Origin of the sequence: Streptomyces sp. VRA16 Mangrove soil, from assembly GCF_017377775.1 — a bacterium.
Lineage (GTDB): Bacteria > Actinomycetota > Actinomycetes > Streptomycetales > Streptomycetaceae > Streptomyces.
The window spans coordinates 586,341-612,151 of sequence record NZ_JAFVLN010000003.1; the positions used below are offsets into that span (position 1 = coordinate 586,341).

The window sequence follows — 25,811 nt, forward strand, 5'->3', positions numbered from 1 at the left end:
GTGACCCCTCGCTTCGCCTGGCCGGACGAACGGCTGATCAGGGCTGCTCAGAATGGCGATGTCACGTCCCTCACCAGTGTCGTCGTGCAGTCGCAGCCCCACGTACGGAGATTCGCCCTGTCGCTGTGCGCCTCGCCGCAGGACGCGGAGGACGCGGCGCAGGAGGCTCTGATCATCCTCTACCGGAAGATCGGGACGCTGCGGGCCACGGGCGCGCTGGCCGGGTGGATGTTCCGGATCGTGCGCAACGAGTGCCTGCGGCAGGTGCGGCTGCTCGCCTCGCGCGGCGGCGCGGCGCCGGCCGCGCCGGAGGGGTCCGCGGAGCCGTCGGCAGAAGAGGCGGTGCTGCACCGCCTGGAGGCGGAGCGGATCGCGGCCGCGCTCTGCGCCCTGCCCCCGGACCAGCGCCGGGTCCTGATCCTGCGGGACGTGCAGGGCCTGCCCGGCAGGGCCGTCGCCCACGCGCTCGGGCTGAGCAACGCCGCGATGAAGTCACGGCTGCACCGGGCCCGGACGGCCCTGCGTCACTCACTGGCGGCGGCCGAGCCGGCCGACGCCCCCTCGGCAGGAGCGGACTCATGACCCCGGACACCGAGAAGCCCGCGCGGGACCACTCCAGCAGGTCCGTGCCGCGTCATCTGGCGCGCGGCGCCCTCGGCTTCGGGCTGCTCCTCGGCGCCGTCGCCCTGGTGCCCCGCGTGGGACCGGCCGCGCTGCTGGTGGCCCCGCTCGCCCTGATCGCCTTCCGCGGCTGCCCCACCTGCTGGCTGGTCGGCCTGGCGCAGACGGTGTCCCGCGGCCGCCTGGAGCGCCGGTGCACGGACGGCATCTGCACGCTGGAGAGCGCTAGGAGGTGACCGCTCGCACCACGACCGCGAGATCGTTGTCCCCGGTGTAGTACGGCTCGGCCTCGGTCTCCTGGCCCTCGACGGTCACCCGGGTCACCGGGTAGGTGAAGATCGGCTTCTTGTCGGCGATGTCGTCGAGCAGCCGGGCCATCCGCACCTCGGTGCCGTCCTCGCCCTCGGGCCGCACCCACAGGTCCCAGCGCCCCGCGCCGAGTTCGCCGTACCCGATCCGGACCGTGAACTCGGCGCCGTCCACGTCCAGTTCGGCCCGGACCACCGCGCCGGACTCGGACCTGGCCCGCAGCTCCGCGTACGCCTTCGCGCTGAACGCGACGCCGTAGAGCCGCCCGCGCACGCTCAACTCGCCTGCGGTTATGCGCAGTTCACCGGCCTCGGCGTGCGGCGCCCGGTGCCAGCTGCGCACCGTCAGATTGCCGTGCTTGGTGGCGTACGGGATGCGGACGGCGACGTAGCCGCGCGAGCCGCCCGGCGCCCGGTCCACCAGCGACCGCAGATCGTTCATCCCCGGCATCAGGCGCACCGGCTCGCCGCCTGCGACCTGGGCGAACGCGTCCCAGCGGCCCTCGGGCAGGTCGACCCCTATCGGCAGCGAGGCGCGCAGCCGTCCGTCGCCGACCGGGGCGAGCGGCAGCCGCACCTCCCGGCCGCTCGCGCGCTCGGCCAGCACGAGATGTGCGAAGTCGGGCGACCCGTGGTCGGTGACGTCGAAGGTGAGGCCGCCGGCGGAGTCGGCGATGCAGTCGGCGCGGGGTGCCATGGGGACGGTCCTGTCGTCAGACCCGAATGTCGGTGCGGGCGTGGCCAGCGGAGTCATGCGGTGCGCCCCTTCCCCCGGGAACCGAACAGGGCGCGGCGCGCGTCGCGCATCGCGTAGGCGCCGCCGAGCAGGGAGCCGCGGGCCCGGTGCAGCAGGCTCACCGAGCCGCCGCGCCCGGTGAGCGAGCCGAACAGCGTCTCGTAGCGCTCGGCGATCCGGGCCGGGTCGAACCGCTCGGAGCTGGTGAGCGCGCGGGCCGCCATCTCCTGGCGCCGCCGGTCGTCGTTGATGAGTTCGAGGAGGCCGCCGGCGATCGCGTCGACGTTGCCGACCTCGACGAGGCGTCCGTCGACGCCGTCGTCGATGATCTCGCCCGGTCCGTGCGGGCAGTCGGTGGCGACGACGGGCAGACCGCACCGCATCGCCTCGACGATCGTCATGCCGAACGACTCGAAGGTCGAGGTCACGGCGGCGACGGAACCTTTCGCCCATTCCGGCTCGATGGGGTGCGCGGGGCCCATGAGGTACACGTGGTTGTAGAGGCCGAGACTGTCGATGAGGGCGCGCAGCTTGTCCTTCTGCTTGCCCGAGCCGTAGATGCGCAGCCGCCAGTCGGGGCGCTCGGCACGGACCTTGTCGAAGGCCCTGATCAGCAGGTCGTAGCGCTTGACGGGGGCGAGGCGGCCCGCGGCCACGACCCACTTCGCGTCACCGTCGGCCGGGGTGACGGGCGGCGCGGGAACCGGGTTGGACATGGCCTCGACGCGAACGCCGGGCAGCCGCATCCCCTCGCGGTAGGCGCGGGCGTCCGCCTCGGTGGTCGTGGTGAGGGCGTCCAGGCGCGGGTAGACACCGCGCAGCTCGCGCCGCAGGCCCGGCGTGTGGGTGTCCAGCGTCAGGTGCTCCTGGCCGACACGCAGCGGTCCGCGCCGGGTCTCCTTCGCGAGGTGCACGTTCAGCCCCGGGCGGGTGCCGACGACGACGTCCGCCTCGACGCTCGCGAGGTGCTCGGCGATGCGCCGGTCGGTCAGCGCGCTGTACTGGTCGTAGCGCCCCTCGTGCCGGGGGAAGACCGAGGCGGGCCGCTTGAACTGCGGGTCCTCGCCCTCGTAGGTCGCCGCGTCCTTGCGGATGTCGACCAGGTGACGCAGCCGGACACGCCGGTCGGGCGCGAACACCGGCTCGTCACGGTGGCGGAACACGGACACGACCTCCACGTCGTGCTGCTCGGCCAGGGTGTTGGCGAGGTTGTACGTGGTGCGGATCGTCCCTCCGATCCCATACGCATTGTGAATCAGGAAAGAAATCTGCATGCGTCCCCGTATCCCACCATTCCTCGCGGACCGTCCGGACTGCCGCTTTCGGTCCGTCTCCTCCGCCTACCGCACAGTTAGACAGAGTTGCCCGGTCGAGGGTTGTTCCTCATCATCATCTTGTTCCAGAACAGTTGCCTTATTGGTAGGCAATATGGGGAACCATTTGGCCATTCCGTCCATCAGGGGGGCGTTATGGCTGGTAGGACAGTTGCGGAACGTCAAAGCACGTGTCGTTCATGTCACCGTTCTGAGTGACCCAGCCCTGGCCGTCCGTCCACTTCGCGACCGACAGACAGGTCCTGCGGGTCCTCGGCGGTTCGGCGAGGGCGCGGTACGTCACGGGCAGCAGCAGCCCGTCGGCCGTATACGGAGTGCGCCGGCTCATGAAGCGGTCGACGCACGCGCGCGAGACGTTCGCCCGGCATGAGCGCGCGGCGTCCGTGAACCACAGCGCGGCGGCCCAGCCCTCCAGCTGCCACTGGGAGTGCGTGGGGAGCTTCTTCGTCGCCTCCCGGAAGGCGCGCACCGCCGGGTGGCCGGTGTCCTCGTAGTTGCGGCTCGCGCCGGTGGCCCACAGGGAGGCGCGGCAGTGCGGGGCGTCCTTGTAGTCGGCCGCCACGGCCGACGACCAGTTCTGTACGTTCGTGACCTTCGCGGTGACGCGGGCGCCGACCTGGTCCATCGCCTTGCACAGTTGGGCGTTGCCGTGCGCGTCGACGGCGTCGAAGACGAGATCGGCGCCCTGGTCCTTCAGGTCGGCCGCGGCGGCACGGAAATTGGGCAGGGCGAAGTCGACCTGCTCGTTGATCACCTTGTAGCCCTCGGCCTTCAGGCCGCGGGTCACCAGCCGCGCGTAGGCGGCGGACGCGGCCTGGTTGTAGGAGACGACGGCGGCGGTGCGGGCGCCCTTCTCCTTCTTGAAGTAGCGGTAGACCTCGGTGCCGCCGTACAGCTTCCCGTCCCAGCCGGGGGTGCCGTTCCGGGGCGCGAGGCTGCCGTAGATCCCGTACAGATGCGGATACGTGTCGTAGGCGGCGCCGATCGGCTGGCCGCCGATGTCGGGCACGCGCGCGCGGGAGACCCGTTCCGCTCCCGCGTACACGAGGGAGGTGGTCGCCACCAGGGCGACGACCTTCGCCTCGTCGACGAGCCTGTGCACGCACGTGTTGTTGCCGACGCCGCTGCCGCCGTCGTCGCACAGGTGCACCTCGATCTGCCGCCCCTGGATGCCGCCCTTCGCGTTCAGGTTCCGGAAGTACGCCTGTGCGCCGTCGCGGGTGTCGGTGAAGGTGGCGCCGCCGACGGGGCTGGTGGCGCTGGTGATGATGCCGACCCGGATCGGCCCGGCCGACGCCGCCGTCGGCGCGGCCGAGCGGTCCCCGAAGTCGCTCTCCGGCAGCCGCGAACCGCAGCCCGTGACCGCGAGCAGCGCCAGGCCGGCCAGCCCGGCGACGAGCCCGTCAGCAGCCCGGACCGGGCGACGCATTGCCGCTCAGCTGCACCAGCGCGCACAGGGTGGTGACGGAGACCTTCCAGATGCCGTCCTGCTCCACCGAGGTGCCCGTGGCGTCGGGCAGCACCGTGGCGCCCTTGAGGGCCAGCGAGTACGTCACGTCGGCCTCGGTCGGCGAGGTGAAGGTGATCTTGGTGACCTCGGCCTGCACCTGTCCGCCGCGCTTGTCGCCGTTGAAGCTCTCCAGGACCTTGCTCATCTTCGCGCCGTCCTGGAGGACGTCCGCCTTCTCCTTGAGCGGCACGGCCGGGTCGAAGAACTTCTTCCAGTTGGACTTGATCTGCTTCTCGGCGGCCGCCCGGTCCGCGGGGGCGGTCGCGGTCGGCTGCTGCGAGGACGGCGACGGCCGCTGCGACGTCGGGGTCGGCGGGCTGCTGTCCGCTCCCCCGCTGTCGTCACCGCAGGCCGCGAGGGCCGGTCCGAGGACCAGGGCCGCGGCGAGGGCGAGCGGCGTGCCCCGACCGCGACGGCCCGCCGCTGTCCCGGTCCCGTACCTGCGCCTGCGCCTGTGCCCGTGCCTGGTCCCGCGCCTGTTCCCGAGCATCAACTGGCTCACCACCGGACGTCGGTCCGGACCTCAACTGCGCCCGGAGCTTTCAGGGTTGGCCTCCAGAAGGCATAGTGCAAGCGATCGGTCGACAAAGCCATACGCGGCCGGGGACACGGCCGAGTCAGCGACGGCGTGGGGAGTCATCCATGGGGACCGCCCGACCACGGACAGGTACCGTGCACCCCGTCCTGTGGGCGGGCCTGACCGTGCTCGCCGCCGGAGCGGTGCTGTGCGTCGTCGGCTGGTACGGGATGTCGGGCGAGCGCTACGCCGAGCGCCAGCTCCCTTATCTCGCGTCGTGCACGGTGCCGGGTTCGGCCCTGATCATCGCGGGCGCGGTGCTGCTCACGTACGGCAGGAGCACCCTGGCGAGCTCCCGGGTGGAGGAGCTGTACGAGCTGCTCGTCGCCCTGGAGCCCGCCGAACCAGCCGGGGCCGCGGCCCCGCTCGCCGCGAGCGGGGTACTCCTCACGGTCCCCGGCGGCACACTGTGGCACCGCGCGGACTGTCCGCTCGTCGAGGGCAAGCCCGAGGCGGTGCCCGCGGACCCCACCTCGATCGCCGTCGGCGACCTCGGGCCCTGCCCCATCTGCGAGCCGCCGCACGGGAGTTGAGGCGTGGCCTCGCTGACGTACGACCTCACGCTCGCCGGGCTCTCCGTGGGCGCCGCGGCCGCGCTCACCGGTATCGGGCTGATCGTCACGCACCGCACGACGGGCGTGCTGAACTTCGCGCACGGGGCGATCGCGATGGTCTGCGCCTATCTGCTGCGGCAGCTGGCGGTCGGCTGGGGCTGGCCGCTGTGGGCGTCCGCGGCCCTGGTGCTGCTGGTGGTGGCACCCGCGATCGGACTCGCCCTGGAACGCGGGGTGTTCAGGTCCCTGGCCACCTCCGGCAACGATCCGGCGCAAACGCTGGTGGCGTCGATCTGTGTCTTCGTCCTGCTGGTCGGGGCGGCGGCGCTGCTGTGGGGCACGGGCGCGCGCGAGGACGCGCCCGTGCTCGTCTCCGCCGATCCGTGGGGGCAGCTGGGGGTGGCGGGCGCGCTGGCGGTGGCGGTGTGGGCGGTGACCCGCTGGACGCGGTTCGGCGGTGAGCTGCGGGCCGTCGTCGACAACCGGCCGCTCGCGGTGCTCGGTGGCATCGACGCGGACCGGGTCGCGGCGGCGGGCTGGGCGTTCGGCGCGTTCACGGCGGGCCTGACCGGGGTGCTGCTGGCGCCGTACGTGCGGCTCGACCCGTACGGTCTTCCGCTGCTCGTCATGGAGGTGATGGCGGTCGCGGTGGCGGCGCGCCTGCGGCTGCTCTCGGTGGCGGTCGTGACGGCGCTCGGCATCGGGGTCGCGCAGAGCCAGCTGACGCGGGTGCATCCGACGGGCTGGGCGCAGCCGCTGCTCCAGGCGGTCGGCGCGAACCTGTTCGTGGTGGCGCTGCTGGTGGCGGCGCTCGCGCTGCCCGCGATCGGCGGGCGGGCCGAGCTCCCGCGGGCGGTGACGCGCCGGGCACTGCCCGCGCCGCCGGGGGCGTGGCTGGTGGCGGCGGTGCTGCTTCTGCTGCCGCTGGGGTTCGCCGGGTCGGATCTGGAGACGTCGGTCAAGGTGCCGGCGCTCGCGGTGGTGCTGCTCTCGCTGGTGGTGGTGACGGGGCGGGCGGGTCAACTGGCGCTCGGGCAGGCCGCGTTCGCAGGATTCGGCGCGCTGTTCGCTTCCCTGCTTGCGATGGGCCGCTTCCCGGGCCTGCCCCAACTCCCGCCCGGGGATGCGCTGTTGGTTTCCGTCTTCCTGGTGGCCCCGCTGGGGCTGCTCACCGCCGTGCCCGCGATCGGGCGGCACGGACTCGCCCTGGCGCTGGCCACGTTCGCGGTGGGGGTGGGGGCGAGCCGGTTCGTCTTCGCCCAGCCGTACGCGGCGTCGGTGCCGGCCCCGGGACGGCCCGCGGGGTTCGGTTCCGACCGGGCGTACTACGTCCTCGAACTCCTGTTGCTCGTCGTGGTGCTGGGGGTCGTGGCGCTGGTGCGCCGGGGGCGGGCCGGGCGGGCGCTCGCCGCGCTGCGGGACCACGAGGCGGGGGCGGCGGCCGCCGGGGTGCCGGTGCCCGCGCTGAAGGTGACGGCGTTCGTGGTCGGGGCCGGGATCGCGGCGCTCGGCGGGGCGCTGCTGGCCCTCGGGGTGCGCTCGTTCGACCCGGCGGCGTACGACCCGGTGCGCGGGTTGCTGTGGTTCGCGGTGATGGTGGTCCTCGGCGCCGACGCTCCGCTCGGGGCCGTGCTGGGAGCGGCGCTGCTCGTGGGGCTCGACTCGGGGACGCGGGGCGGGGTGGCCGCGGTGGTGGTCGGGGTGTCGGCGCTCCTGGTGGGACGGATCCCCCTACGCGCCCGACACCGCCGTCACCTCACGGCACAGGGAACCAGGGCGCGGGCCCGCCTGCCCCGGCCCGCGAGCGCCACGGGGCACGGCCGCCTCGCCCACCCCGCGGCCCCGGGCGGCAGAGGGCCCGAGGCGAGCTGGGGCGGCACCGGGTCGGCGGCGGAAGTGGGTGGCGTGCCCCAGGGGGCGGAGGCGGGCCAGGGGCCGCAGGCGGCCGGGGCCGATGGCGGATCGCCCGAGGCGGCGGCAGCGGGTGAAGGGGCGGGGGCGGTGCGGGTGGGCCGGGGGTCTGAGGCGTCGGGGGCGGGCGCCCCGTCCGAGCCGGTACGGGCGAATGGGGCGCCCGAGAGCACGGAGACGGGCGGGAGGCCCGAGACGGCGCGGGCGAATAGGGCGCCCGAGACCACGGGGACGAGCGGGATACCCGAGACGGCGCAGGCGAATAGGGCGCCCGAGACCACCGGGACGGACGGGAGGCCCGAGACGGCGCGGGCGAATAGGGCGCCCGAGACCACGGGGACGGACGGGATACCCGAGACGGCGCAGGCCGGCGCATCGCCCGGGATCGCGAGGGCCGGGGACGCGAGGGCCGGGGACGCGTCGAAGACACCGGCGGGCGGGACGCCCGGGGCCGTGGGAACGAGTGGCGGGGCGGGGGAGGCGGCGGGGGCCGCGGAGGCCGCGAGGGCCACGAGGGCCACGAGGGCCACGGAAGCCGCGAAGACCGCGAGGGCGGCGGAGACCGCGAAGGCCACGGAGACCACGAGGGCCACGAAGGCGGCGGAGACCACGGAGACCGCGAAGGCCACGGAAGCCGCGAAGACCGCGAGGGCGGCGGAGGCCACGGAGACCGCGAAGCCCGCGAAGGCGAGTGGGTTGTTCGGTGGGGTGCGGAGACGGTGGGCAGGGGGCGTTCGGGGGGTTCCTGTGTCGCGGGGGTGTGGGATCACGGTCGGGTTCGAGGAGCATCCCGTGCTGCGGGGGTGTGGGATCACGGTCGGGTTCGAGGGGCATCCCGTGCTGCGGGGTGTGGACATCACCGTGGCCGGTGGGCAGGTCACCGCGGTCGTCGGGCCCAACGGGGCCGGAAAGAGCACCCTGTTCCACTGTCTGGCCGGAACACTGCGGCCGAGTGCGGGGCAGGTGCTGTTCGGGAAGCGGGACATCACCCGGCTGCCCGCGCACGCCCGTACCCGGCTCGGCATCGCCCGCACCTTCCAGGAACTCGCGGTCTTCCCCTCGCTGACCGTCGCCGAGAACCTGCGCGTCGGCGCCGAGCAGGGCCGCGTACGCGATCCCGACGCGGCCCGGCGGATGCTGCGGCTCTTCGGGCTCCGCGGCGACCAGGGCACGGACGGCCTGCCCACCGGGACCCTGCGCCGCGTCGAACTGGGCCGCGCCCTCGCGGGCCGCCCGCACGTACTGCTGTTGGACGAACCGGCGGCGGGCCTCGACGAGGCCGAAGTGGCCGCGCTGGCAACACTGTTGAGAGCGCTGGCGGACGACGGCATGGCACTGCTCGTCGTGGAGCACGACCTGGACCTGGTGGCGTCGATCGCCGACACGGTCCATGAGCTCACGGCCCCTGCCCCGGCACCGGCCCCCGATGCGGGGTGAGTGTCCCGGTCGCTCCCCCACCGTCCCGGCCACCCAGACCGCTCCCGGAGGACCCTTTGCACCCCGGTATCCAACTCCGCGCCGCCCGCGTCCACTACGGCCCCCTGGAAGCCCTGCACGGCGTCACCGTCGCCGCCCCCGCGGGCACCGTCACCATCCTGCTCGGCCGCAACGGCTCCGGCCGCACCACCGTCCTGCGTGCCCTCGCCGGCACCGTCCCCCTCACCTCGGGCCACGTCGTCAGGGACGGCGTCGACATCACCCGGCACACGGCGCACGCCCGCGCCGCCGCGGGCCTGTGCTTCATCCCCGACCGCCGGGCCGTCTTCGCCGGGCTCACCGTCGCCGAGAACCTCCGGCTCGCCGCGCCCGACGGCGACTGCGCCCCGGCCCTCACCGCGTACCCGGAGCTGCGCCCGCTGCTACCCCGCCGCGCCGGCACCCTCTCGGGCGGCGAGCAGCGCATGCTTGCCCTCGCCAGGGCGCCGCTCTCCCGCGCCCGTGTCGTCCTCGCCGACGAACCCACCCAGGGCATGTCGCCCCGGATCGCCGCCCGCACCTACGCCCTGCTGCGCGGCCTCGACGCCTGTGTGGTCATCGCCGAACAGCGGCTGCCGCCCGGCCTGGGCCCGGACGCGGCGGGCGGGACCGCGCCCCTGGTGCACGAACTCCGGCGCGGGGCCGTGGTGTTCAGCGGCGAGGCAGGCGAAGCGTCCGCTTCGGCTCCTCGGGGATGAGCAGCATCGTCCCCGCGTTGAGCCGGTCCGGATGCGGGCCGATCATGTCCCGGTTCGCCGCATGGAGCGCCTTCCAGCCGCCCTTGACCTTGAGCCGCCGCGCGATCGACGCCAGCGTCTCGCCGGGCTGCACCACGTGGATCCGCCCGTCGAGCCGGTACCGCTTCGAGCAGGTGGGCCACGCCCGCCAGCCCTGGCTGCGCAGCACCTCCTCGGCGACCTTGATCTGCTCGGCGCGGGTGGCGAGGTCGGCGCGCGGCGCATAGGCGAGGCCACCGTGCTCCTCCCATGTCGGCTGCCAGAACTGGAGCCCGCCGTAGTAGGTGTTGCCGGTGTTCGCGTTCCAGCGGCCGCCGCTCTCGCACTGGGCGAGACAGTCCCACGGCCACCCGGTGCGGCCGCAGTCGTACGACGCGGGGCCGGGGTGCGGGCGATCGCCGGGGGCGGGTGGCGGCGGGGCGGCGTACGCGGCGGCCGGCGCGAGGGCCACGGCGAGCAGCCCGGCCGCGCAGGCCGCCGCCACCCTCACCGCCGGCTTCGGGAACCTGGCGATCAGTGTGCGCAGCGGAGCGGGGATGGGAACGGCGGACGGAACGCGGAGCACGGGCATCGCGTCACGCTAGGCAGCCCGCCCGGCCCACCTCTCCGTGCCGCGCCGCACCAGCCGCGGCCCCACCCGATCAGCAGCATCCGGCGGGCGGGACCGCGCGGCACCCCTGGCTAGGGGATCAACAGGCGCTGTCCCGGCACGATCAGATCCGGATCGCCGCCGACGACCGCCTTGTTGACGGCGTACAGGCGCTGCCAGGTGGTGCCGTGGGCCGCCGCGATGCGGCCGAGGGTGTCGCCGCCGCGCACGACATAGCCGCCGCGGCGGGCCGCGCCGCGGCCGGCCCGGTCCGAAGTGCGCTTCGGCGCGGTGGACTTGGGGGGCGCCTTCTTCGCGGCCGGGGCCGAGGCCACCGACGGCGCGCTGCCGTACGCCCCGGCCCGCGCCGAGCAGACCGGCCAGGCGCCCCAGCCCTGGGAGCGCTGCACCTTGGTCGCGATGGCGATCTGTTGCGACTTCGTCGCCCGGTCGGCCGTCGACGCATAGGCCCCTCCGCCGTGTGCGCGCCAGGTTCCGGCGGAGAACTGGAGCCCGCCGTAGTAGCCGTTGCCGGTGTTGATGTGCCAGTTGCCGCCGCTCTCGCAGCGGGCGATGCGGTCCCAGACCCCGGAGTCCGCCGCGTGGGCGGAGCCGGCCGTCACCAGGAGACCGAGCGGGGCAAGCAGCGCTGCCCCGGCGAGAACCGCTGTCGTTCGAGCCGTACGAATCGGCACGGACATGAGTAATCCCTCTCGTGGACTGCTCGTTGCAGACGGCGCTGGAATCTAGGCAGCCCACGCCGGTGGCATCAACCAACTCCTTGTCACTCCAGGCCAGTTGTCGGTTACCCGTAGTAGCGACGAATTCAAGCCACCCACTACATTCACTGATTTCAGGATTTGTCGACCTGGCGACCTGACGATCTGTGACCCACCTCACCGGTTGAACTTCCTTGGAACACCTACAAGTTGTCGTGGAGTGACAGATTCCGGGAGTTCTCTCACCGTGTGCGTCGGATGGGTGAATTCCGTTCGGTTCCGGGCGTGACTCCGGCCACAGATCGTCCGTTGAACCGAACACCCAGCATCGAACGATCCTTAGGAGTCACCCGTGCCGCGCTTGCTCGACGTCAGTGACGACGTACGCGCCGAGATCGGCGACGAAGAGGCCGACCGGCTGCTCGCCGGGGACAGCACCCCGGGCAGTTACGACTGCACCTCCTGCCGCACCCCGGGCGACTCGGAGCAGGAGCGCACGAGCACCGTCCTGTTCGTCGGCGACGAGACCGCCGTGCTCGCCTTCGCCCACGCCGGCTGCCTGCCCTCCCAGGTGGTGCAGGTCGCCGAGGACCAGCTGCAGGGCGCCGTCCGCTCCATCGCCGGCTCCGGCGGCGAGAGCGCCTCCGAGGCCCCCGACGCCGCCGCGGCCCAGGCCGTGCTCGGCGTGACCAGCGGACTCGTCCTGATCGCGGGCGAGCTGCACCCCGCGCTCGTCGTCGAACCGACCGGCCCCATCTCCCGGCCCGGCGCCGAGTCCGGCGGCGACGACTTCCTGCCGCTCCTGATCGAGCAGGGCTACATGCCGGTGACCCAGCTGACCGAGGCGCCCCGCACCCTCGACGGCTGGTCGGTCCTGCTCGCCATGGGCCAGCTGCACGCCGTGCTGCAGCCGGGCACCGGCGGCGCCCCGTCGCAGGTCGCCTGGTGGCAGGCGCACCAGCCGCTGCTCGTCACCGAGGGCTGGCGGGCCGCCGCCAACAAGACACACACCGTGCTGGTGTTCGCCGCCCCCGCCGGAGCGATCGGCCGCCAGCCCCGCGAGGACCTGCTGCGCGACGCCCTCGACAAGGCCGCGGCGAACGGCCGTCTGGTCGCCGCCGCGATGCCGCTGGCCGGTACCTGATCCGACCCGCACCCGACGGCCCGGTCCCCCACGGAGCCCCTGACGCCACGCAAAAGCCGAGGCCAAGGGCGCATCCGTCGGGGAGCCGGGTCGTTGGCACATACGTGCACCCATACGATCCCACCCTGTCCGGACGGCGTCAGCCGTACCCGAACCCCATCCCCTCGATGCGCCCCGCGGAGGACCACTCGGGCAGCCACTCCGGCAGCCACTCGGCCACCCCGATCTACGACGCCCTGTACGCCGAGTACCGCAGGTCCTTCCGGGCCCTGCCCGGCGATCGCAGCGGCGAGGAGGACCTCGGCTTCACCGCCTTCGGCACGGGCCCCTACGGTGCACACCATCACTCCCCCCACACCTCGCACGTCTCCCACTTCCCGCAGCACGTTCCGCAGCCCCACTGGCAGACGGCACACCGTCAGCACAGCCACACCGGGCACTTCCCCGCCGCGCTGCCGCCGGGACCGCGACGCGAGCACTGAGCCCCGGCCACGCAGCCGCGAGGCCACGTACGGGCAGGTGAACGAGGCACAGCAGGGCCGGGACGTCGAGTTCGACGTCCCGGCCCTGCTGCCTGACAACCGCGCGACCGGCGATGCGCGGCCTGCGGTTACTTCTTCCTGCCGCGCTTCTCCCGCACCCGCACGGAGATGTGGATCGGCGTCCCCTCGAAGCCGAACTCCTCGCGCAGGCGGCGCTCCACGAAGCGGCGGTAGCCGGCCTCGATGAAGCCGGAGGCGAAGAGCACGAACCGCGGCGGCTTCGTGCCGGCCTGCGTACCGAAGAGGATGCGGGGCTGCTTGCCGCCGCGCACCGGGTGCGGGTGCGAGGCGACGAGCTCGCCGAGGAAGGCGTTCAGGCGGCCCGTCGGGACGCGCGTCTCCCAGCCCTCGAGGGCCGTCTCGATCGCGGGGACGAGCTTCTCCATGTGCCGGCCGGTGCGCGCCGACACGTTCACCCGCGGCGCCCACGCGATCTGCGCGAGCTCGGTCTCGATCTCGCGCTCCAGGTAGTAGCGGCGCTCCTCGTCGAGGGTGTCCCACTTGTTGAACGCGACGACGATCGCGCGGCCGGCCTCGACCGCCATCGTCACGATCCGCTGGTCCTGGATGGAGATGGACTCGGAGGAGTCGATCAGGATGACCGCGACCTCCGCCTTCTCGACGGCGGCGGCGGTGCGCAGCGAGGCGTAGTAGTCGGCGCCCTGCTGGAGGTGGACGCGCTTGCGGATGCCCGCCGTGTCGACGAACTTCCAGGTGACGCCGCCCAGCTCGATCAGCTCGTCGACCGGGTCGCGGGTGGTGCCCGCCAGCTCGTTGACGACGACGCGGTCCTCGTTGGCCACCTTGTTCAGGAGCGAGGACTTGCCGACGTTCGGACGGCCGATCAGGGCGATACGGCGCGGGCCGCCGACCCCGGCGGCGCCGAAGGTCTGCTGCGGCGCCTCGGGCAGCGCCTCCAGGACGGCGTCCAGCATGTCGCCGGTGCCGCGGCCGTGCAGCGAGGAGACCGGGTGCGGCTCGCCGATGCCGAGCGACCACAGGGCGGTGGCGTCGGCCTCGCCGGACGGGCCGTCGACCTTGTTGGCGCAGAGCACGACGGGCTTCTTGGCCTTGCGCAGCAGGCGCACGACGGCCTCGTCGGTGTCAGTGACGCCGACCGTGGAGTCGACGACGAAGACCACGGCGTCGGCGGTCTCGATGGCGTACTCCGCCTGCGCGGCGACGGACGCGTCGATGCCGAGGACGTCCTGCTCCCAGCCGCCGGTGTCGACGACCTTGAAGCGGCGGCCCGCCCACTCGGCCTCGTAGGTGACGCGGTCGCGGGTGACGCCGGGCTTGTCCTCGACGACGGCCTCGCGGCGGCCGATGATGCGGTTCACGAGCGTCGACTTGCCGACGTTCGGGCGGCCGACGACGGCGAGCACGGGCAGCGGGCCGTGGCCCGCCTCCTCGATCGCGCCCTCGACGTCCTCGATGTCGAAGCCCTCTTCGGCGGCGAGCTCCATGAACTCCGCGTACTCCGCGTCGCCGAGCGCCCCGTGCTCGTGGTCCGGGGAGCCCTCGGGCTGGATCTGGTCGTTCATGAAGTCCGTACCTCGTCGTTCATTCGTGGTGATCGGTGGAGCGCGGCGGACCGCGGTCCACTACTGAAAGTCTCGCTCAGCGCCCGGTCAGGCGCCTGGCGTTGTCCAGGTGGCCGCTGAGCCGCTCCTGGATGCGCACGGTCGCCTCGTCGAGGGCCTTGCGCGTACGCCGTCCGCTGCCGTCGCCCGCGTCGAAGGGGTCGCCGAACACGACGTCGACCCGGCTCCTGAGCGGGGGCAGCCCCTTTATCAACCGTCCGCGGCGCTCCGTGCTTCCCAGCACGGCGACCGGCACGATCGGCGCGCCGGAGCGCACCGCGAAGTACGCGAGCCCGGCCCGCAGCGACGCGAAGTCGCCGTCGCCCCGGGTGCCCTCGGGGAAGATCCCGAGGACGCCGCCCTCGGTCAGCACGTCGAGGGCGCGGGTGATCGCCGTACGGTCGGCCGTCGTCCGGTCGACCTTGAGCTGCCCGATGCCTTCGAGGAAGGAGCCGAGCGGCCCGATGAACGCCTCCTGCTTGATCAGGAAGTGCGCCGGGCGCGGGGCGACGCCCATGACCATGGGCCCGTCGATGTTGTGGGAGTGGTTGACGGCGAGGATCACCGGGCCGCCGGCGGGCACCCGCCACGACCCGAGCACGCGCGGCTTCCAGAGCCCGTACATCAGGCCGACGCCGATGCGCCGGCCGACCTCGGCGCCCTTCACGGACGGAGCTGTCACTTGGACGCCCGCTTCTCCTCGACCAGCGTCACGACGCACTCGATGACCTGCTGGAGCGTGAGCTCGGTGGTGTCCACCTCGACGGCGTCGCCGGCCTTGGCCAGCGGCGACGTCTTGCGGCTGGAGTCCGCCTTGTCCCGGGCGACGAGGGCGTCCTGCGTCGCCTTGACGTCGGCGCCCTTCAGCTCGCCGGAGCGGCGGGCGGCGCGGGCCTCGGGCGAGGCGGTGAGGAAGATCTTGAGGTCGGCGTCGGGCAGCACGGTCGTACCGATGTCACGTCCCTCGACGACGATGCCCTTCTCCGCCGCGGCGGCGATGGTGCGCTGCAGCTCGGTGATCCGGGCCCGCACCTCGGGGACGGCGCTGACGGCGCTGACCTTGGAGGTGACCTCGGTGGTGCGGATGGGACCGGCGACATCCGTGCCGTCCACCGTGATGGTGGGCCCGGCCGGGTCGGTGCCGGAGACGATCTCGGCCTTGCCGGCGACCGCGGCGACGGCCGTGGGGTCGGTCAGGTCGATGCCGTGGTGCACCATCCACCAGGTGATCGCCCGGTACTGGGCGCCGGTGTCCAGGTAGCTCAGGCCGAGCTGCGCGGCGACGGCCTTCGAGGTGCTCGACTTGCCGGTGCCGGAGGGTCCGTCGATGGCGACGATCACAGCTGCCGGGTTGGTCGCAGCGGTTTCCATGGGTGACGGACACCTTTCTCAGTGCACGGGGGCATGGGTGCGGGGCGCAGACACGCCCCGCACAAGGTTACTGGCTCCGGCAGGGACGTTTTACTGCCGCATGGCCCAGCCCCGCTCGCGCAGGGCGGCGGCCAGCTTGGGGGCGGCCGCGGGCTGCACCATCAGCTGCACGAAACCGGCCTGCTGCCCCGTCGCGTGCTCGATCCGTACGTCCTCGATGTTGACCCCGGCCGCGCCCGCGTCGGCGAAGATCCGGGCCAGCTCGCCGGCCTGGTCGGAGATGAGCACGGCGACGGTCTCGTACGCCGCGGGGGCGGCCCCGTGCTTGCCGGGGACCCGGGCCTGCCCGGCGTTCCCGCGCCGCAGCATGGCCTCGACGCCGTCGACGCCCTTGCGGCGCTCGGCGTCGTCGGCGGACTGGAGGGAGCGCAGCGCCCGCACCGTCTCCTCCAGGTCACCGGCGACCGCGGAGAGCAGGTCGGCGACGGGACCGGGGTTGGCGGAGAGGATGTCGATCCACATCTGCGGGTCGGAGGCCGCGATCCGCGTCACGTCGCGGATGCCCTGCCCACAGAGACGTACGGCGCTCTCCTCCGCGTTCTCCAGCCGGGCCGCGACCATGCCGGAGACCAGGTGCGGCATGTGGGAGACGAGGGCGACGGCTCGGTCGTGGGCGTCGGCGTCCATGACGACCGGGACCGCGCGGCAGAGCGCGACCAGCTCCAGGGCGAGGTTGAGGACCTCGGTGTCGGTGTCCCGGGTCGGGGTGAGGACCCAGGGCCGCCCCTCGAAGAGGTCGGCGGTCGCGGCGAGCGGGCCGCTGCGCTCCCGGCCGCTCATCGGGTGGGTGCCGATGTAGGGGGTGAGATCGAGGCCGAGGGCCTCCAGCTCGCGCCGCGGGCCACCCTTCACGCTCGCCACGTCGAGGTAGGCGCGGGCCACGCCCCGGCGCATCGCGTCGGCGAGCTGGGCGGCGACGTGTGCGGGCGGCACGGCGACGACGCACAGGTCGACGACTCCCTCGGGCGCCTCGTCGGTGCCCGCGCCGAGCGCGGCGGCGGTGCGGGCCTGGGCCTGGTCGTGATCGGCGAGGTGCACGGCGACTCCGCGCGAGGCCAGGGCGAGCGCGGCGGAGGTGCCGATCAGGCCGGTACCGATGACGAGTGCGGTTCTCACTGGGTCTCCTCCAACAGGCGCCCTGGGTTCAGGCCGGGGTGGAACCTGTTGCTCGACGAGCAAGACGGGTTTGCCGATTCGTCCCCGCGCGAATCAGTGCGCTGGTAGCTTCACCACTGGACGATACGTTGCGAGAACCGAGCGCGTTGAGTCTCCTCCGTGTTGCACGGCCTTGCGGCTGGATCGCTGCCTGCGCTGGTTTCGACCCGGCCGGCGCTGATCACGGAAGCCCCTCGGTGAGGCCGTTGGCCCCACGGGCAGCGTGAGCCACGAATCTCCACCCTGTTGGCGGGGTGGAGAGGATTCACTGGGCGACGCTCTTGCACCCCATGACCATGAGGCCGAGACGCGCGTACGCAGTCTCGGCCTCATCACATTCGTCGCGCGGCGCCCGTCTGCCGGGACGGGGGCGCGTACCGGTCGACCCGGGGTTCCGCCGGGGTTACAGCTTCTGCTGCTGGATCAGCTGGTCCAGGGAGAGGCCCGGGACCTCTCCGTCGGGGGTGAGCTTGTCGACGGCCTGCGGGAGGGCGCTGGCGATGTCGTCGGCGGCCTGCTCGGGGGTGACGCCGGACTCGGCGGCGACCTTCTGCAGGGTCACGTCGGGCAGCGCCTCCTTGACCTGCTCGGGCGTGAGCGTCTTGTTGTCTCCCTTGCCGACCCACGAGTCGATCTGGTCCTGGCTGACCAGGCCCGACTTGGTGATCTGCTCCAGCAGGCCACCGAGCGGATTGCCGCCGGCCGACCCGCTCTGCCCCTTGGTGAAGGCCGCGAGCAGCGACGTGAGGACGCTGCCCGCCGAGCCACCGCCTCCCTTGTCGCCGCCGAGGAGCCCGCCGAGGAGACTGCCGAGGTCGAGTCCGCCGTTGTTGCTCGCCATGGGTCACGCCTTTCGAGACGTACGGAGTGTCATCACGGCCGGGGCGTGCGCCTCCTCACCGCAGACCCTGCCAATGTCACCCGAACCGCCCTCTATCGCCACTCGGCCGGAGCTGCTTGCATAGAGGCGGCACCGCTGCCGCCTCGGGGGAGGCCCGCCCATGAAGCGCTCAGGACCCCTCTACACGCTCTTCGCCGGTCTGGCGCTGGCCGTGTTCATGCTGTCGCTGAACGCGACGACGGGTGAGGCCGGTTCCCCCTACAGCGGCGCTCCCGCCGCCTCCCCCGGCAGCGCGAGCCCGTCACCGTCGGCAAAACCCTCCCCGACCCGGACACCAACCCCCAGTCGGACGGCTCGCGGGAAGTCGAGTTATGCGGGTCGCACGGACGACGGCTCGGCCGCCGTCTCGGTCTCCGTGCGCGGCGACAAGGCCGTGGCGTACTACTGCGACGGCCGCACCAAGGAGTCCTGGCTGAAGGGGAACGTCGAGGACGACGGCTCCATGCGGCTCAGCGGCAGCCACGGCGCGAAGCTGAGCGGCACGCTCGCCGGTGACCGGATCCGCGGCACCGTCACGGTCGCCGACCGGCCCTCCGCGTTCACCGCGCAGCACGCCGTGAAGCCGTCCGGCCTGTACCGGGCCACCACCGAGGTGCGCGGCGCGAAGCTCGACGGCGGCTGGATCGTGCTGCCCGACGGCCGCCAGGTCGGCATCGTCACGCGCGACGGCGCCCCCGGGGCCGCACCCCGTATCGATCCGGAGACCGGCGCCGTCACCGTCGACGGCGAGCAACTGACCGCGCGCCCCGTCGTCCCCTGACGCCTCCCGAAGGGGTGAGCCATGCCCGTCGATCCGACCGCCGCCACGCAGAGCTTCCCGGCCCCCGACCACCGACGTCCGAGCCCGGCACGTTTTCTGGCCCCGGCCCTGGTGGCGGCCGCGGTGGCCGTGGCGCTCGGCGTGTACGGCAGAGTGCACGATCCGGCGGGCACGGCGTTCAACCTGGCCGGGTTCTCCAGCACCAGCGCGGTGAAGTCATGGCTCGCGACGGTGGCGTTCGCCTTCGCGCTCGTCCAGGTCGTCTCGGCGTTCATGGTGTACGGGAAGCTGCGCGGCCCCTCCTGGGCGCCGGCCCTGCACCGCTGGTCGGGCCGGATCGCGTTCCTGGTGGCCGTCCCCGTGGCGGTGCACTGCCTCTACGCGCTCGGCTACCAGACGTACTCGACCCGGGTGATGTGGCACTCGTTCCTGGGCTGCTTCTTCTTCGGGGCGTTCAGCGCCAAGATGCTGCTGCTGCGGGCGGAGCGGCTGCCGGGCTGGCTGCTGCCGGTGATCGGCGGCCTGGCCTTCGCGGTCCTCACGCTGCTGTGGCTGACGTCGGCGCTGTGGTTCTTCCGCACGGTGGGAGTGACGACATGAGCCGACGGCCGGCCGCTCGCAGGAGCGTCCTGATCGCGGGCGCGGCGGCGCTCGCGGCGGGGTGCAGCAAGTACGGGGACGGGGGTGGCGGGGGCGGCTCCGCCCGGCAGTCGCCGGCCCCGGCGGGGTCCCGGCCGGCCGGGACCGCGAAGGAACTGGCGAAGACCTCCGACATCCCGGTCGGCGGCGGCAGGATCTTCGCAGCCGAGAAGGTCGTGGTCACCCAGCCGACGCAGGGCGACTTCAAGGCGTTCTCGGCGATCTGCACCCACCAGGGCTGCACGGTCAGCAGCGTGTCGGGCGGCACGATCAACTGCCCCTGCCACGGCTCGAAGTACCGGGTCGCGGACGCGTCGGTGGCGGCGGGCCCGGCGCCCCGCCCGCTGCCGCCGGAGCAGATCGAGGTCACCGGAAATTCGATCACGCTGGCCTGACCAGGCGCCTACGCTCACCGCATGAACCCGCATGACCTGGTGCGCGACCACACGATCTACGCCTGCGTGATGGGCTCGCGCGCCTTCGGCCTGGCCACGGAGTCGAGCGACACCGACCTGCGTGGTGTGTACCTCGCGCCGACCCCGCTGTTCTGGCGCTTCGAGAAGCCGCCGACGCACGTCGACGGGCCGGCCGACGAGCAGTTCTCCTGGGAGCTGGAGCGCTTCTGCGAACTGGCGCTGCGTGCCAATCCCAACGTCCTGGAGTGTCTGCACTCCCCGCTGGTGGAGCGGCTGACCCCGGTCGGCGAGGAGCTGCTCGCCCTGCGCGGCGCGTTCCTCTCCCGACAGGCCCACGACACGTTCGCCCGCTACGCGCTGGGCCAGCGCAAGAAGCTGGAGGCCGACGTCCGCACGCACGGCGCGCCCCGCTGGAAGCACGCCATGCACCTGCTGCGCCTGCTGATGTCCTGCCGCGACCTGCTGCGCACCGGCGAGCTGACGATCGACGTCTCCGAGCACCGCGCGGCCCTGTTGGAGGTCAAGCACGGCGAGGTCCCGTGGCAGGAGGTCGAGCGTCGGATGACACTCCTCGCGGAGGAGGCCCGGAAGGCGGCCGACACCACCGCGCTGCCACCCGAACCCGACCGGTCCCGGGTGGAGGACTTCCTCATCCGCACGCGCCGCACCTCAGCCCTCAAGCCGGGCCCTGACCACTAGGTCGTGCAGCGCGTCGTACGCCGTCGGCGCGTCCGGCAGCCGCGACGCGTCCTGTGCCTCGTCCAGCAGCACGTGCAACGCGTCGAGGTCGGCGGCGACCTGCGTCCGCCGGACCGGAGCGGGGCCGTGCTCGGCCGCGGCCTTGGCCGCGATCAGGTCGGGCAGGTACCCCAGCTCCGGCGCCACCTCCCGGTGCAGCGTGGGCAGATCGGCCTGCACCTCGCCGGTGCGCATCAGGTGGATACCGGTGAGCAACACCCGGAAGGCATACAGCAGCGGCTTGAGCTCCCCCGTCTTCTCGTGCAGCCGCCACTGCGTACCGGCGAACCCCCGGTAGTGGTGGGCGTGGTGCCGGGTGATGACACCCGGCGCCAGGGCGACCAGCTCCGCGTGCGCCTGCGAGGTGTGCACGACGAAGGGCGAGAGCAATTGCTCCAGCACATAGCCGTTGCGCCGCAGCATCAGCCGGACGAACTTGCGCAGGTCATGCGTGACGAGGTCCATCTCGACACCGTTCGCGTCCCACATCCGCGACCGGGTCTGTGTCGGCTCCCGCAGTCCGACCAGCGCCTCCGCGGGCAGCAGATGCACACCGCGCAGGTCCACGTCGGAGTCCTGCGAGGGGAACCCGTACAGGTGCGCGCCCGAGACGGTGGCGAACAGCAGGGGGTCGGGCTCGGCGGCGACCACGGAGGTCAGGTCCACGGCGGTGGGCAGCTGGGCGTCGGCGATCATCCGCCCATGCTCCCCGACCCGGCCGCCGAGCCCCACCGAATTACCGGCCCGCCGCGTCCCACTCCGCCCCGAACGCAAGCAGCTCGTCCCGGTGCTCGATGCGTTCGACCCAGTCGTCGGGCCAGGCGTCCGCGCCCAGGTGGGCTCCGGCGAACGCTCCGGCCAGCGCGGCGATCGAGTCCGAGTCGCCCGAGGTGCAGGCGGCCCGGCGCAGCGCGAGCACCGGCTCGTCGACGAACATCAGGAAGCAGAGCAGCCCGGTCGCGAACGCCTCCTCCGCGATCCACCCCGGGCCCGTGGCCAGGCACGGATCGACCTCGGGGTTGGCGTCGCGCAGCGCCGCTTCGAGCTGTTCCAGCACGCCGAGGCACTCGTCCCAGCCGCGCGCGATGAAGTGCTCGGGGTGCGGATCCTGCGAGCGCCGCCACAGGTCGCCGAGCCAGCGCTCGTGGTACCGGGTGCGGTTCTCCAGCGCGTACGACCGCAGCCGCCCGACGAGCCCGGTCGGGTCGGCGCCCTGCGCGAGCAGGTGCACGGCCCGCGCGGTGAGGTCGGAGGCGGCGAGCCCGGTCGGATGGCCATGGGTGAGCGCGGCCTGCAACTGGGCGGCCCCTGCGCGCTGTTCGTCGTCGAGCCCCGGGGCGAGCCCGACCGGCGCGACCCGCATGTTGGCGCCGCAGCCCTTGGAGTGGATCTGGCTGGCGTCCTGCCACTCCCGGTCGCCGTCGAGCCGCTCGCAGGCCACCAGACAGGTGTGGCCGGGCGCGCGGTTGTTCTCCGGCGAGTGGTACCAGTCCACGAACTCCTCGCGCAGCGGCCGCGCGAACCGCTTCGGCCCCAGCAGCCCCCGCCCCATGGCGGTCCGCAGCCCGCGCGCGACGGCCAGCGTCATCTGGGTGTCGTCCGTGATGTGCGCGACGCGCCGCCCGCCGGGCAGCTCCATCTCCCGCCACGGCCCGCACTTCGCCAGGATCGCCGGTACGTCGTTGAACTCGGTCGGGAACCCGAGCGCGTCCCCGAGCGCGAGCCCGACGAGCGATCCGGTGGCAGGGCGCTTGCTCATGACGGGGACCCCTTCGTCGGGCTCTTGGCCGTGTTCTTGGTGGCGTTCCGCGCACCGGGCACCGGCTCCGGCGCGGGCCGCAGCAGCGGCGGGTGCAGCGATCCGGCGCCGCCGGCCCGGTACAGCGCGGCGGGCTTGCCGCGGCCGCCGGTCAGCCGCGAGGCGCCGGGGATCTGCTCGACGAACCCGGGGGTGGCGAGCACCTTGCGGCGGAAGTTCGCGGGGTCGAGCTCGGTCCCCCACACCACCTCGTAGACCTGCCGCAGCTCGCCGAGCGTGAACTCGGGCGGGCAGAACGCGGTGGCCAGACAGGTGTACTCCAGCTTGCCGCCGATCCGCTCGTGGGCGTCGGCGAGGATCCGGTCGTGGTCGAAGGCGAGCGGCCCGTAGGCGCCGCCGGCCCCCAGCTCGTACGGCAGCCAGGCGGCCCGTGCCGCGTCGCCGCCGCCGCGGGCCTGCGGCGCGTCCGGCACCAGCGCGGCGAAGGCGACCGAGACGACCCGCATCCGGGGGTCGCGGTCCGGCTCGCTGTACGTGCGCAGCTGCTCCAGGTGGAGCCCCGCGACATCGTGCAGCCCGGTCTCCTCGGCGAGCTCGCGCCGCGCGGCGACCTCCGCGGACTCGTCCGGCTCCAGGAAGCCGCCGGGCAGCGCCCAGCGGCCCGCGTACGGCTCGTGGGCGCGCTCGACCAGCAGGATGTGCAGCCGTCCGGACCTGAGCGTGAAGACAGCCAGGTCGACGGTGACGGCGAACGGTTCGTAGGCGTATTTGTCGTAGCCCCCTACGGACATGCGGCAACCCCCTCCCTTATTGGTCTCACAGACTTTAAAGGAGGGGGTTGCCCACGACAAGGCCCCGGACGGGACCGGAAGCCGATCCGGAGATCGACCCGGAAGCCGACCTAGAGGTCGACCTCCTTCATCAGCATGCCGACCTCGGTGTTCGACAGGCGGCGCAGCCAGCCGGACTTCTGGTCGCCCAGCGTGATCGGCCCGAAGGCGACGCGCACGAGCTTGTCGACCGGGAAGCCCGCCTCGGCGAGCATCCGCCGCACGATGTGCTTGCGGCCCTCGTGCAGGGTGACCTCGACCAGGTAGTTCTTGCCGGTCTGCTCGACGACACGGAAGTGGTCCGCCTTCGCGTACCCGTCCTCCAGCTGGACGCCGTCCTTGAGCAGCTTGCCCAGGTCGCGCGGGATCGGCCCGACGATGTGCGCGAGGTAGGTCTTCTTCACGCCGTACTTCGGGTGCGTCAGCCGGTGCGCCAGCTCACCGTGGTTGGTGAGCAGGATGACGCCCTCGGTCTCGGTGTCGAGACGGCCCACGTGGAAGAGGCGCGTCTCACGGTTCTGCACGTAGTCGCCCAGGCACTGCCGCCCGTCCGGGTCCTCCATCGTGGACACGACGCCGGCCGGCTTGTTCAGCGAGAAGAACTGGTACGACTGGGTGGCGACGGTCAGCCCGTCGACCTTGATCTCGTCCTTCTCCGGGTCGACGCGCAGCCCCTGCTCCAGCACGATCTCGCCGTTGACCTCGACGCGAGCCTGCTCGACCAGTTCCTCGCAGGCGCGCCGCGAGCCGTAACCGGCACGGGCCAGCACCTTCTGCAGCCGCTCGCCCTCCTGCTCGGCGCCCGGGAAGGTCTTGGGCAGGTTCACCTTCGGCTTGCCCGCGTACCGCTCGCGGTTGCGCTCCTCGGCCCGCGCCTCGTACTCGCGCGAGGTCGCCGGGGCCCAGCGCCCACGGCCGGTCGAGGACTGCTGTCCGCGCTTGGGGCCGCCCTTGGCGCCGCCGCGCGCCGACGCGCCACGGCCCGACTTCGGACCGTCCTGGGTGGCGCCGGGGCCCACGTCGTAGCGCCGCTCCTCGGGACGCGGCTTCTTCGGACGGCCGCTGCCGCCCTGCTTGTCGTCACGGTTGTTGCCGGCGCCGCGGAAGTTACCGCGGCCCCCGCTGCCCTGCCCGCGGCCGCCGCTGTTGCCACCACGGCTCCCGCCGTTGTTTCCGCTGCTGTTCCTGCCGCTGCTGCTTCGCATCAAATTTCCGTCTAGTCGGAGGTGTGCTCGATGGACTCGTCACCCGGTGCATCGGGTGCGTCCGGGTCGAACGACGGGACCCCTTCCAGCGTGTCCGCCTCGATCGCGTCCGCCTCGGGGAGGAAGGGCGCGAGCTCCGGGAGCTCGTCCAGGCCGCGCAGGCCCATCCGCTCCAGAAAGTAGTTCGTCGTCCTGTACAGGATCGCACCTGTTTCGGGTTCCGCGCCCGCCTCTTCCACCAGACCCCGCTGCAACAGGGTCCGCATGACCCCGTCACAGTTCACTCCGCGCACGGCGGAGACCCGGGAACGGCTGACCGGCTGGCGGTACGCGACCACGGCCAGCGTCTCCAGAGCGGCCTGCGTCAGCCGGGCGACCTGCCCGTCGAGCACGAAGCCCTCGACGGCGGCGGCGTACTCGGGCCGGGTGTAGAACCGCCACCCGCCCGCGACGAGCCGCAGCTCGAAGCCGCGCCCCTGCACGGTGTACTCGTCGGCCAGCTCGCGCAGGGCGTCGGCGACGGCCCGCGCCGGCCGCTCCAGGATCTTGGCGAGATGCTGCTCGGTGGCCGGTTCGTCGACGACCATCAGGACGGCTTCAAGGGCGGGCTTGAGCGCGAGCCCCGCGACCTGGCTCCCGCTCTGACTCTCGACACTCATCCCGCACTCTCCTTGTCGTCGCTCACCGGCTCGGGGGCCCGGTCGAACTCATCGGTCACCGCGGGCTGGACCGCGTTCTCCCCGCCGGTCCAGCGGACGATCAGCTCCCCGAGCGCGTTCTCCTGCTCAAGCCCGACGGCCTTCTCCCGGTAGAGCTCGAGCAGGGCGAGGAACCTGGCGACGACGGTGAGCGTGTCGTCCGTGTCGGCCACCAGCTCCCGGAAACTGGCCTCGCCCAGCTCCCGCAGCCGGGCCACGACCACGCCCGCCTGCTCCTGCACGCTCACCAGCGGCGCGTGGATGTGCTCGACGTACACCTGCGGCTTCGGCTTGGGCTGCATCGCCTTCACGGCGAGCCTGGCGAATCCCTCGGCGCCGATGCTGATGACAACGTCGGGCAGCAGGTCGGCGTGGTGCGGCTCCAGACCCACGGTCCGCGGATACCGCCGCGCCTCGTCCTCGATCCGCCCGGTGAAGATGTCGGCGATCTGCTTGTACGCGCGGTACTGCAGCAGCCGCGCGAACAGCAGGTCCCGCGCTTCGAGCAGCGCGAGATCGGCCTCGTCCTCCACCTCGGCGGCGGGCAGCAGCCGGGCCGCCTTGAGATCGAGAAGCGTGGCGGCGACGACGAGGAACTCGGTGGTCTGGTCGAGATCCCAGTCGGGTCCCATGGCGCGGATGTGCGCCATGAACTCGTCGGTGACCTTGGACAGCGCGACCTCGGTGACATCGAGCTTGTGCTTCGAGATCAGCTGCAGCAGCAGATCGAACGGCCCCTCAAAATTGGCCAGCCGAACCTTGAAGGTCCCGTCATCGGGGCCCGCGTCCTGCTCAGGCCCCTCGGCCGTCTCGGCGGGCTCAGGGGCCGGCTCGGGCTCGGGCTCGGGTGTCGCGGAGGCCGGTTCCTCCGGCGCGGCCAGCGCGCCCCGGCCCAGGGTACGGCGACGCGCACCCCGGTCAGGCACAACGGAGGAGGA

Annotated in this window: 28 protein-coding genes; 11 read left to right on the plus strand and 17 right to left on the minus strand. The window is 72.9% G+C overall.

Features of this window, described 5'->3' with window-relative positions:
• Window positions 1–582 (plus strand): RNA polymerase sigma factor, encoded by a 582-nt coding sequence (locus tag J3486_RS12035; RefSeq protein WP_207820206.1) that lies wholly within the window; start codon window positions 1–3, stop codon window positions 580–582.
• On the plus strand, window positions 579–857 hold the full coding sequence (locus tag J3486_RS12040; protein ID WP_207820207.1) for a hypothetical protein: 279 nt from the start codon (window positions 579–581) through the stop codon (window positions 855–857). Before J3486_RS12035 ends, J3486_RS12040 begins: the two co-directional genes overlap by 4 nt.
• Here J3486_RS12040 and J3486_RS12045 read toward each other — a convergent pair.
• The 4 genes from J3486_RS12045 to J3486_RS12060 all read right to left on the minus strand — a co-directional run bounded on the left by J3486_RS12045 (window position 847) and on the right by J3486_RS12060 (window position 4,999).
• The gene (locus tag J3486_RS12045; RefSeq protein ID WP_207820208.1) at window positions 847–1,626 is read right to left on the minus strand and encodes a hypothetical protein; all 780 of its coding nucleotides are present in this window, start codon (window positions 1,624–1,626) and stop codon (window positions 847–849) included. The two genes, J3486_RS12040 and J3486_RS12045, sit on opposite strands and share 11 nt — an antisense overlap.
• A 53-nt stretch (window positions 1,627–1,679) precedes the next feature.
• The gene (locus J3486_RS12050; protein WP_207820209.1) at window positions 1,680–2,939 is read right to left on the minus strand and encodes a glycosyltransferase family 4 protein; all 1,260 of its coding nucleotides are present in this window, start codon (window positions 2,937–2,939) and stop codon (window positions 1,680–1,682) included.
• Between the two features lie 193 nt (window positions 2,940–3,132).
• Entirely contained in the window at window positions 3,133–4,428 is a 1,296-nt protein-coding gene (locus tag J3486_RS12055; RefSeq protein ID WP_207820210.1) for an ABC transporter substrate-binding protein, read from the minus strand.
• Window positions 4,403–4,999 carry a hypothetical protein gene (locus J3486_RS12060; protein ID WP_229377842.1) on the minus strand — a complete coding sequence of 199 codons (597 nt, stop codon included), beginning with the start codon at window positions 4,997–4,999 and terminating at the stop codon, window positions 4,403–4,405. The genes J3486_RS12055 and J3486_RS12060 overlap by 26 nt, the downstream gene beginning before the upstream one ends.
• Window positions 5,000–5,151: 152 nt before the next feature.
• Here J3486_RS12060 and J3486_RS12065 point away from each other — a divergent pair, with 152 nt between their 5' ends.
• From J3486_RS12065 to J3486_RS12075, 3 genes are read left to right on the plus strand one after another with little or no spacing between them, the layout of a single operon-like run.
• A complete protein-coding gene (locus tag J3486_RS12065) occupies window positions 5,152–5,619 on the plus strand; it encodes a hypothetical protein (protein ID WP_207820211.1) in 468 nt (155 codons plus the stop codon).
• A gap of 3 nt (window positions 5,620–5,622) precedes the next feature.
• Window positions 5,623–8,988 carry an ATP-binding cassette domain-containing protein gene (locus J3486_RS12070; RefSeq protein ID WP_207820212.1) on the plus strand — a complete coding sequence of 1,122 codons (3,366 nt, stop codon included), beginning with the start codon at window positions 5,623–5,625 and terminating at the stop codon, window positions 8,986–8,988.
• Window positions 8,989–9,044: 56 nt separating this feature from the next.
• Window positions 9,045–9,725 carry an ATP-binding cassette domain-containing protein gene (locus J3486_RS12075; RefSeq protein ID WP_207820213.1) on the plus strand — a complete coding sequence of 227 codons (681 nt, stop codon included), beginning with the start codon at window positions 9,045–9,047 and terminating at the stop codon, window positions 9,723–9,725.
• Here J3486_RS12075 and J3486_RS12080 read toward each other — a convergent pair.
• Entirely contained in the window at window positions 9,679–10,335 is a 657-nt protein-coding gene (locus tag J3486_RS12080) for a transglycosylase family protein (RefSeq protein WP_207820214.1), read from the minus strand. The two genes, J3486_RS12075 and J3486_RS12080, sit on opposite strands and share 47 nt — an antisense overlap.
• Window positions 10,336–10,445: 110 nt before the next feature.
• Window positions 10,446–11,054, minus strand: a complete 609-nt coding sequence (locus tag J3486_RS12085; RefSeq protein WP_207820215.1) for a transglycosylase family protein — start codon at window positions 11,052–11,054, stop codon at window positions 10,446–10,448.
• 370 nt (window positions 11,055–11,424) lie between these two features.
• Between J3486_RS12085 and J3486_RS12090 the strand changes: the two genes are divergently transcribed.
• Both J3486_RS12090 and J3486_RS12095 read left to right on the plus strand, forming a co-directional pair.
• Window positions 11,425–12,216 carry a hypothetical protein gene (locus J3486_RS12090; RefSeq protein WP_207820216.1) on the plus strand — a complete coding sequence of 264 codons (792 nt, stop codon included), beginning with the start codon at window positions 11,425–11,427 and terminating at the stop codon, window positions 12,214–12,216.
• A 167-nt stretch (window positions 12,217–12,383) separates the two neighbouring features.
• A complete protein-coding gene (locus tag J3486_RS12095) occupies window positions 12,384–12,698 on the plus strand; it encodes a hypothetical protein (RefSeq protein ID WP_207820217.1) in 315 nt (104 codons plus the stop codon).
• A 128-nt stretch (window positions 12,699–12,826) separates the two neighbouring features.
• Here J3486_RS12095 and der read toward each other — a convergent pair whose 3' ends face one another.
• The 5 genes from der to J3486_RS12120 all read right to left on the minus strand — a co-directional run bounded on the left by der (window position 12,827) and on the right by J3486_RS12120 (window position 17,768).
• The gene (gene der, locus J3486_RS12100; RefSeq protein ID WP_207820218.1) at window positions 12,827–14,302 is read right to left on the minus strand and encodes a ribosome biogenesis GTPase Der; all 1,476 of its coding nucleotides are present in this window, start codon (window positions 14,300–14,302) and stop codon (window positions 12,827–12,829) included.
• Window positions 14,303–14,378: 76 nt separating this feature from the next.
• Entirely contained in the window at window positions 14,379–15,062 is a 684-nt protein-coding gene (locus J3486_RS12105; RefSeq protein WP_307804785.1) for a lysophospholipid acyltransferase family protein, read from the minus strand.
• Window positions 15,020–15,712 carry a (d)CMP kinase gene (gene cmk / locus J3486_RS12110; protein WP_207820221.1) on the minus strand — a complete coding sequence of 231 codons (693 nt, stop codon included), beginning with the start codon at window positions 15,710–15,712 and terminating at the stop codon, window positions 15,020–15,022. The genes J3486_RS12105 and cmk overlap by 43 nt, the downstream gene beginning before the upstream one ends.
• 90 nt (window positions 15,713–15,802) lie before the next feature.
• Window positions 15,803–16,888, minus strand: coding sequence for a prephenate dehydrogenase (locus J3486_RS12115; protein WP_207820222.1), 1,086 nt, complete (start codon window positions 16,886–16,888; stop codon window positions 15,803–15,805).
• A gap of 442 nt (window positions 16,889–17,330) precedes the next feature.
• On the minus strand, window positions 17,331–17,768 hold the full coding sequence (locus tag J3486_RS12120; protein WP_207820223.1) for a YidB family protein: 438 nt from the start codon (window positions 17,766–17,768) through the stop codon (window positions 17,331–17,333).
• A 160-nt stretch (window positions 17,769–17,928) separates the two neighbouring features.
• On the opposite strand from J3486_RS12120, the gene J3486_RS12125 reads away from it, so the two are divergent.
• From J3486_RS12125 to J3486_RS12140, 4 genes are read left to right on the plus strand one after another with little or no spacing between them, the layout of a single operon-like run.
• Window positions 17,929–18,588: a hypothetical protein gene (locus J3486_RS12125; protein WP_207820224.1), complete on the plus strand. Its 660-nt coding sequence runs from the start codon at window positions 17,929–17,931 to the stop codon at window positions 18,586–18,588.
• 21 nt (window positions 18,589–18,609) lie between these two features.
• The gene (locus J3486_RS12130) at window positions 18,610–19,188 is read left to right on the plus strand and encodes a DUF6529 family protein (protein WP_207820226.1); all 579 of its coding nucleotides are present in this window, start codon (window positions 18,610–18,612) and stop codon (window positions 19,186–19,188) included.
• Complete coding sequence (locus J3486_RS12135) at window positions 19,185–19,622, plus strand: Rieske (2Fe-2S) protein (protein ID WP_207820227.1); 438 nt, start codon at window positions 19,185–19,187, stop codon at window positions 19,620–19,622. The genes J3486_RS12130 and J3486_RS12135 overlap by 4 nt, the downstream gene beginning before the upstream one ends.
• 21 nt (window positions 19,623–19,643) lie before the next feature.
• Window positions 19,644–20,342 (plus strand): DNA polymerase beta superfamily protein, encoded by a 699-nt coding sequence (locus J3486_RS12140; protein ID WP_207820229.1) that lies wholly within the window; start codon window positions 19,644–19,646, stop codon window positions 20,340–20,342.
• Here the strand turns inward: J3486_RS12140 and J3486_RS12145 are convergent.
• The 6 genes from J3486_RS12145 to J3486_RS12170 form a co-directional block, all read right to left on the minus strand.
• Window positions 20,313–21,077, minus strand: coding sequence for a DNA polymerase beta superfamily protein (locus tag J3486_RS12145; RefSeq protein ID WP_207820231.1), 765 nt, complete (start codon window positions 21,075–21,077; stop codon window positions 20,313–20,315). The genes J3486_RS12140 and J3486_RS12145 overlap by 30 nt on opposite strands.
• Window positions 21,078–21,117: 40 nt before the next feature.
• Window positions 21,118–22,140: an ADP-ribosylglycohydrolase family protein gene (locus J3486_RS12150; RefSeq protein ID WP_207820232.1), complete on the minus strand. Its 1,023-nt coding sequence runs from the start codon at window positions 22,138–22,140 to the stop codon at window positions 21,118–21,120.
• On the minus strand, window positions 22,137–22,931 hold the full coding sequence (locus tag J3486_RS12155) for an NUDIX domain-containing protein (protein ID WP_207820233.1): 795 nt from the start codon (window positions 22,929–22,931) through the stop codon (window positions 22,137–22,139). Before J3486_RS12155 ends, J3486_RS12150 begins: the two co-directional genes overlap by 4 nt.
• A 110-nt stretch (window positions 22,932–23,041) precedes the next feature.
• Entirely contained in the window at window positions 23,042–24,175 is a 1,134-nt protein-coding gene (locus J3486_RS12160) for a pseudouridine synthase (RefSeq protein ID WP_207820234.1), read from the minus strand.
• A gap of 11 nt (window positions 24,176–24,186) precedes the next feature.
• Window positions 24,187–24,834, minus strand: a complete 648-nt coding sequence (gene scpB, locus J3486_RS12165) for an SMC-Scp complex subunit ScpB (RefSeq protein WP_207820235.1) — start codon at window positions 24,832–24,834, stop codon at window positions 24,187–24,189.
• A complete protein-coding gene (locus J3486_RS12170) occupies window positions 24,831–25,799 on the minus strand; it encodes a ScpA family protein (protein WP_207820236.1) in 969 nt (322 codons plus the stop codon). Before J3486_RS12170 ends, scpB begins: the two co-directional genes overlap by 4 nt.
• Window positions 25,800–25,811: the final 12 nt, after the last annotated feature.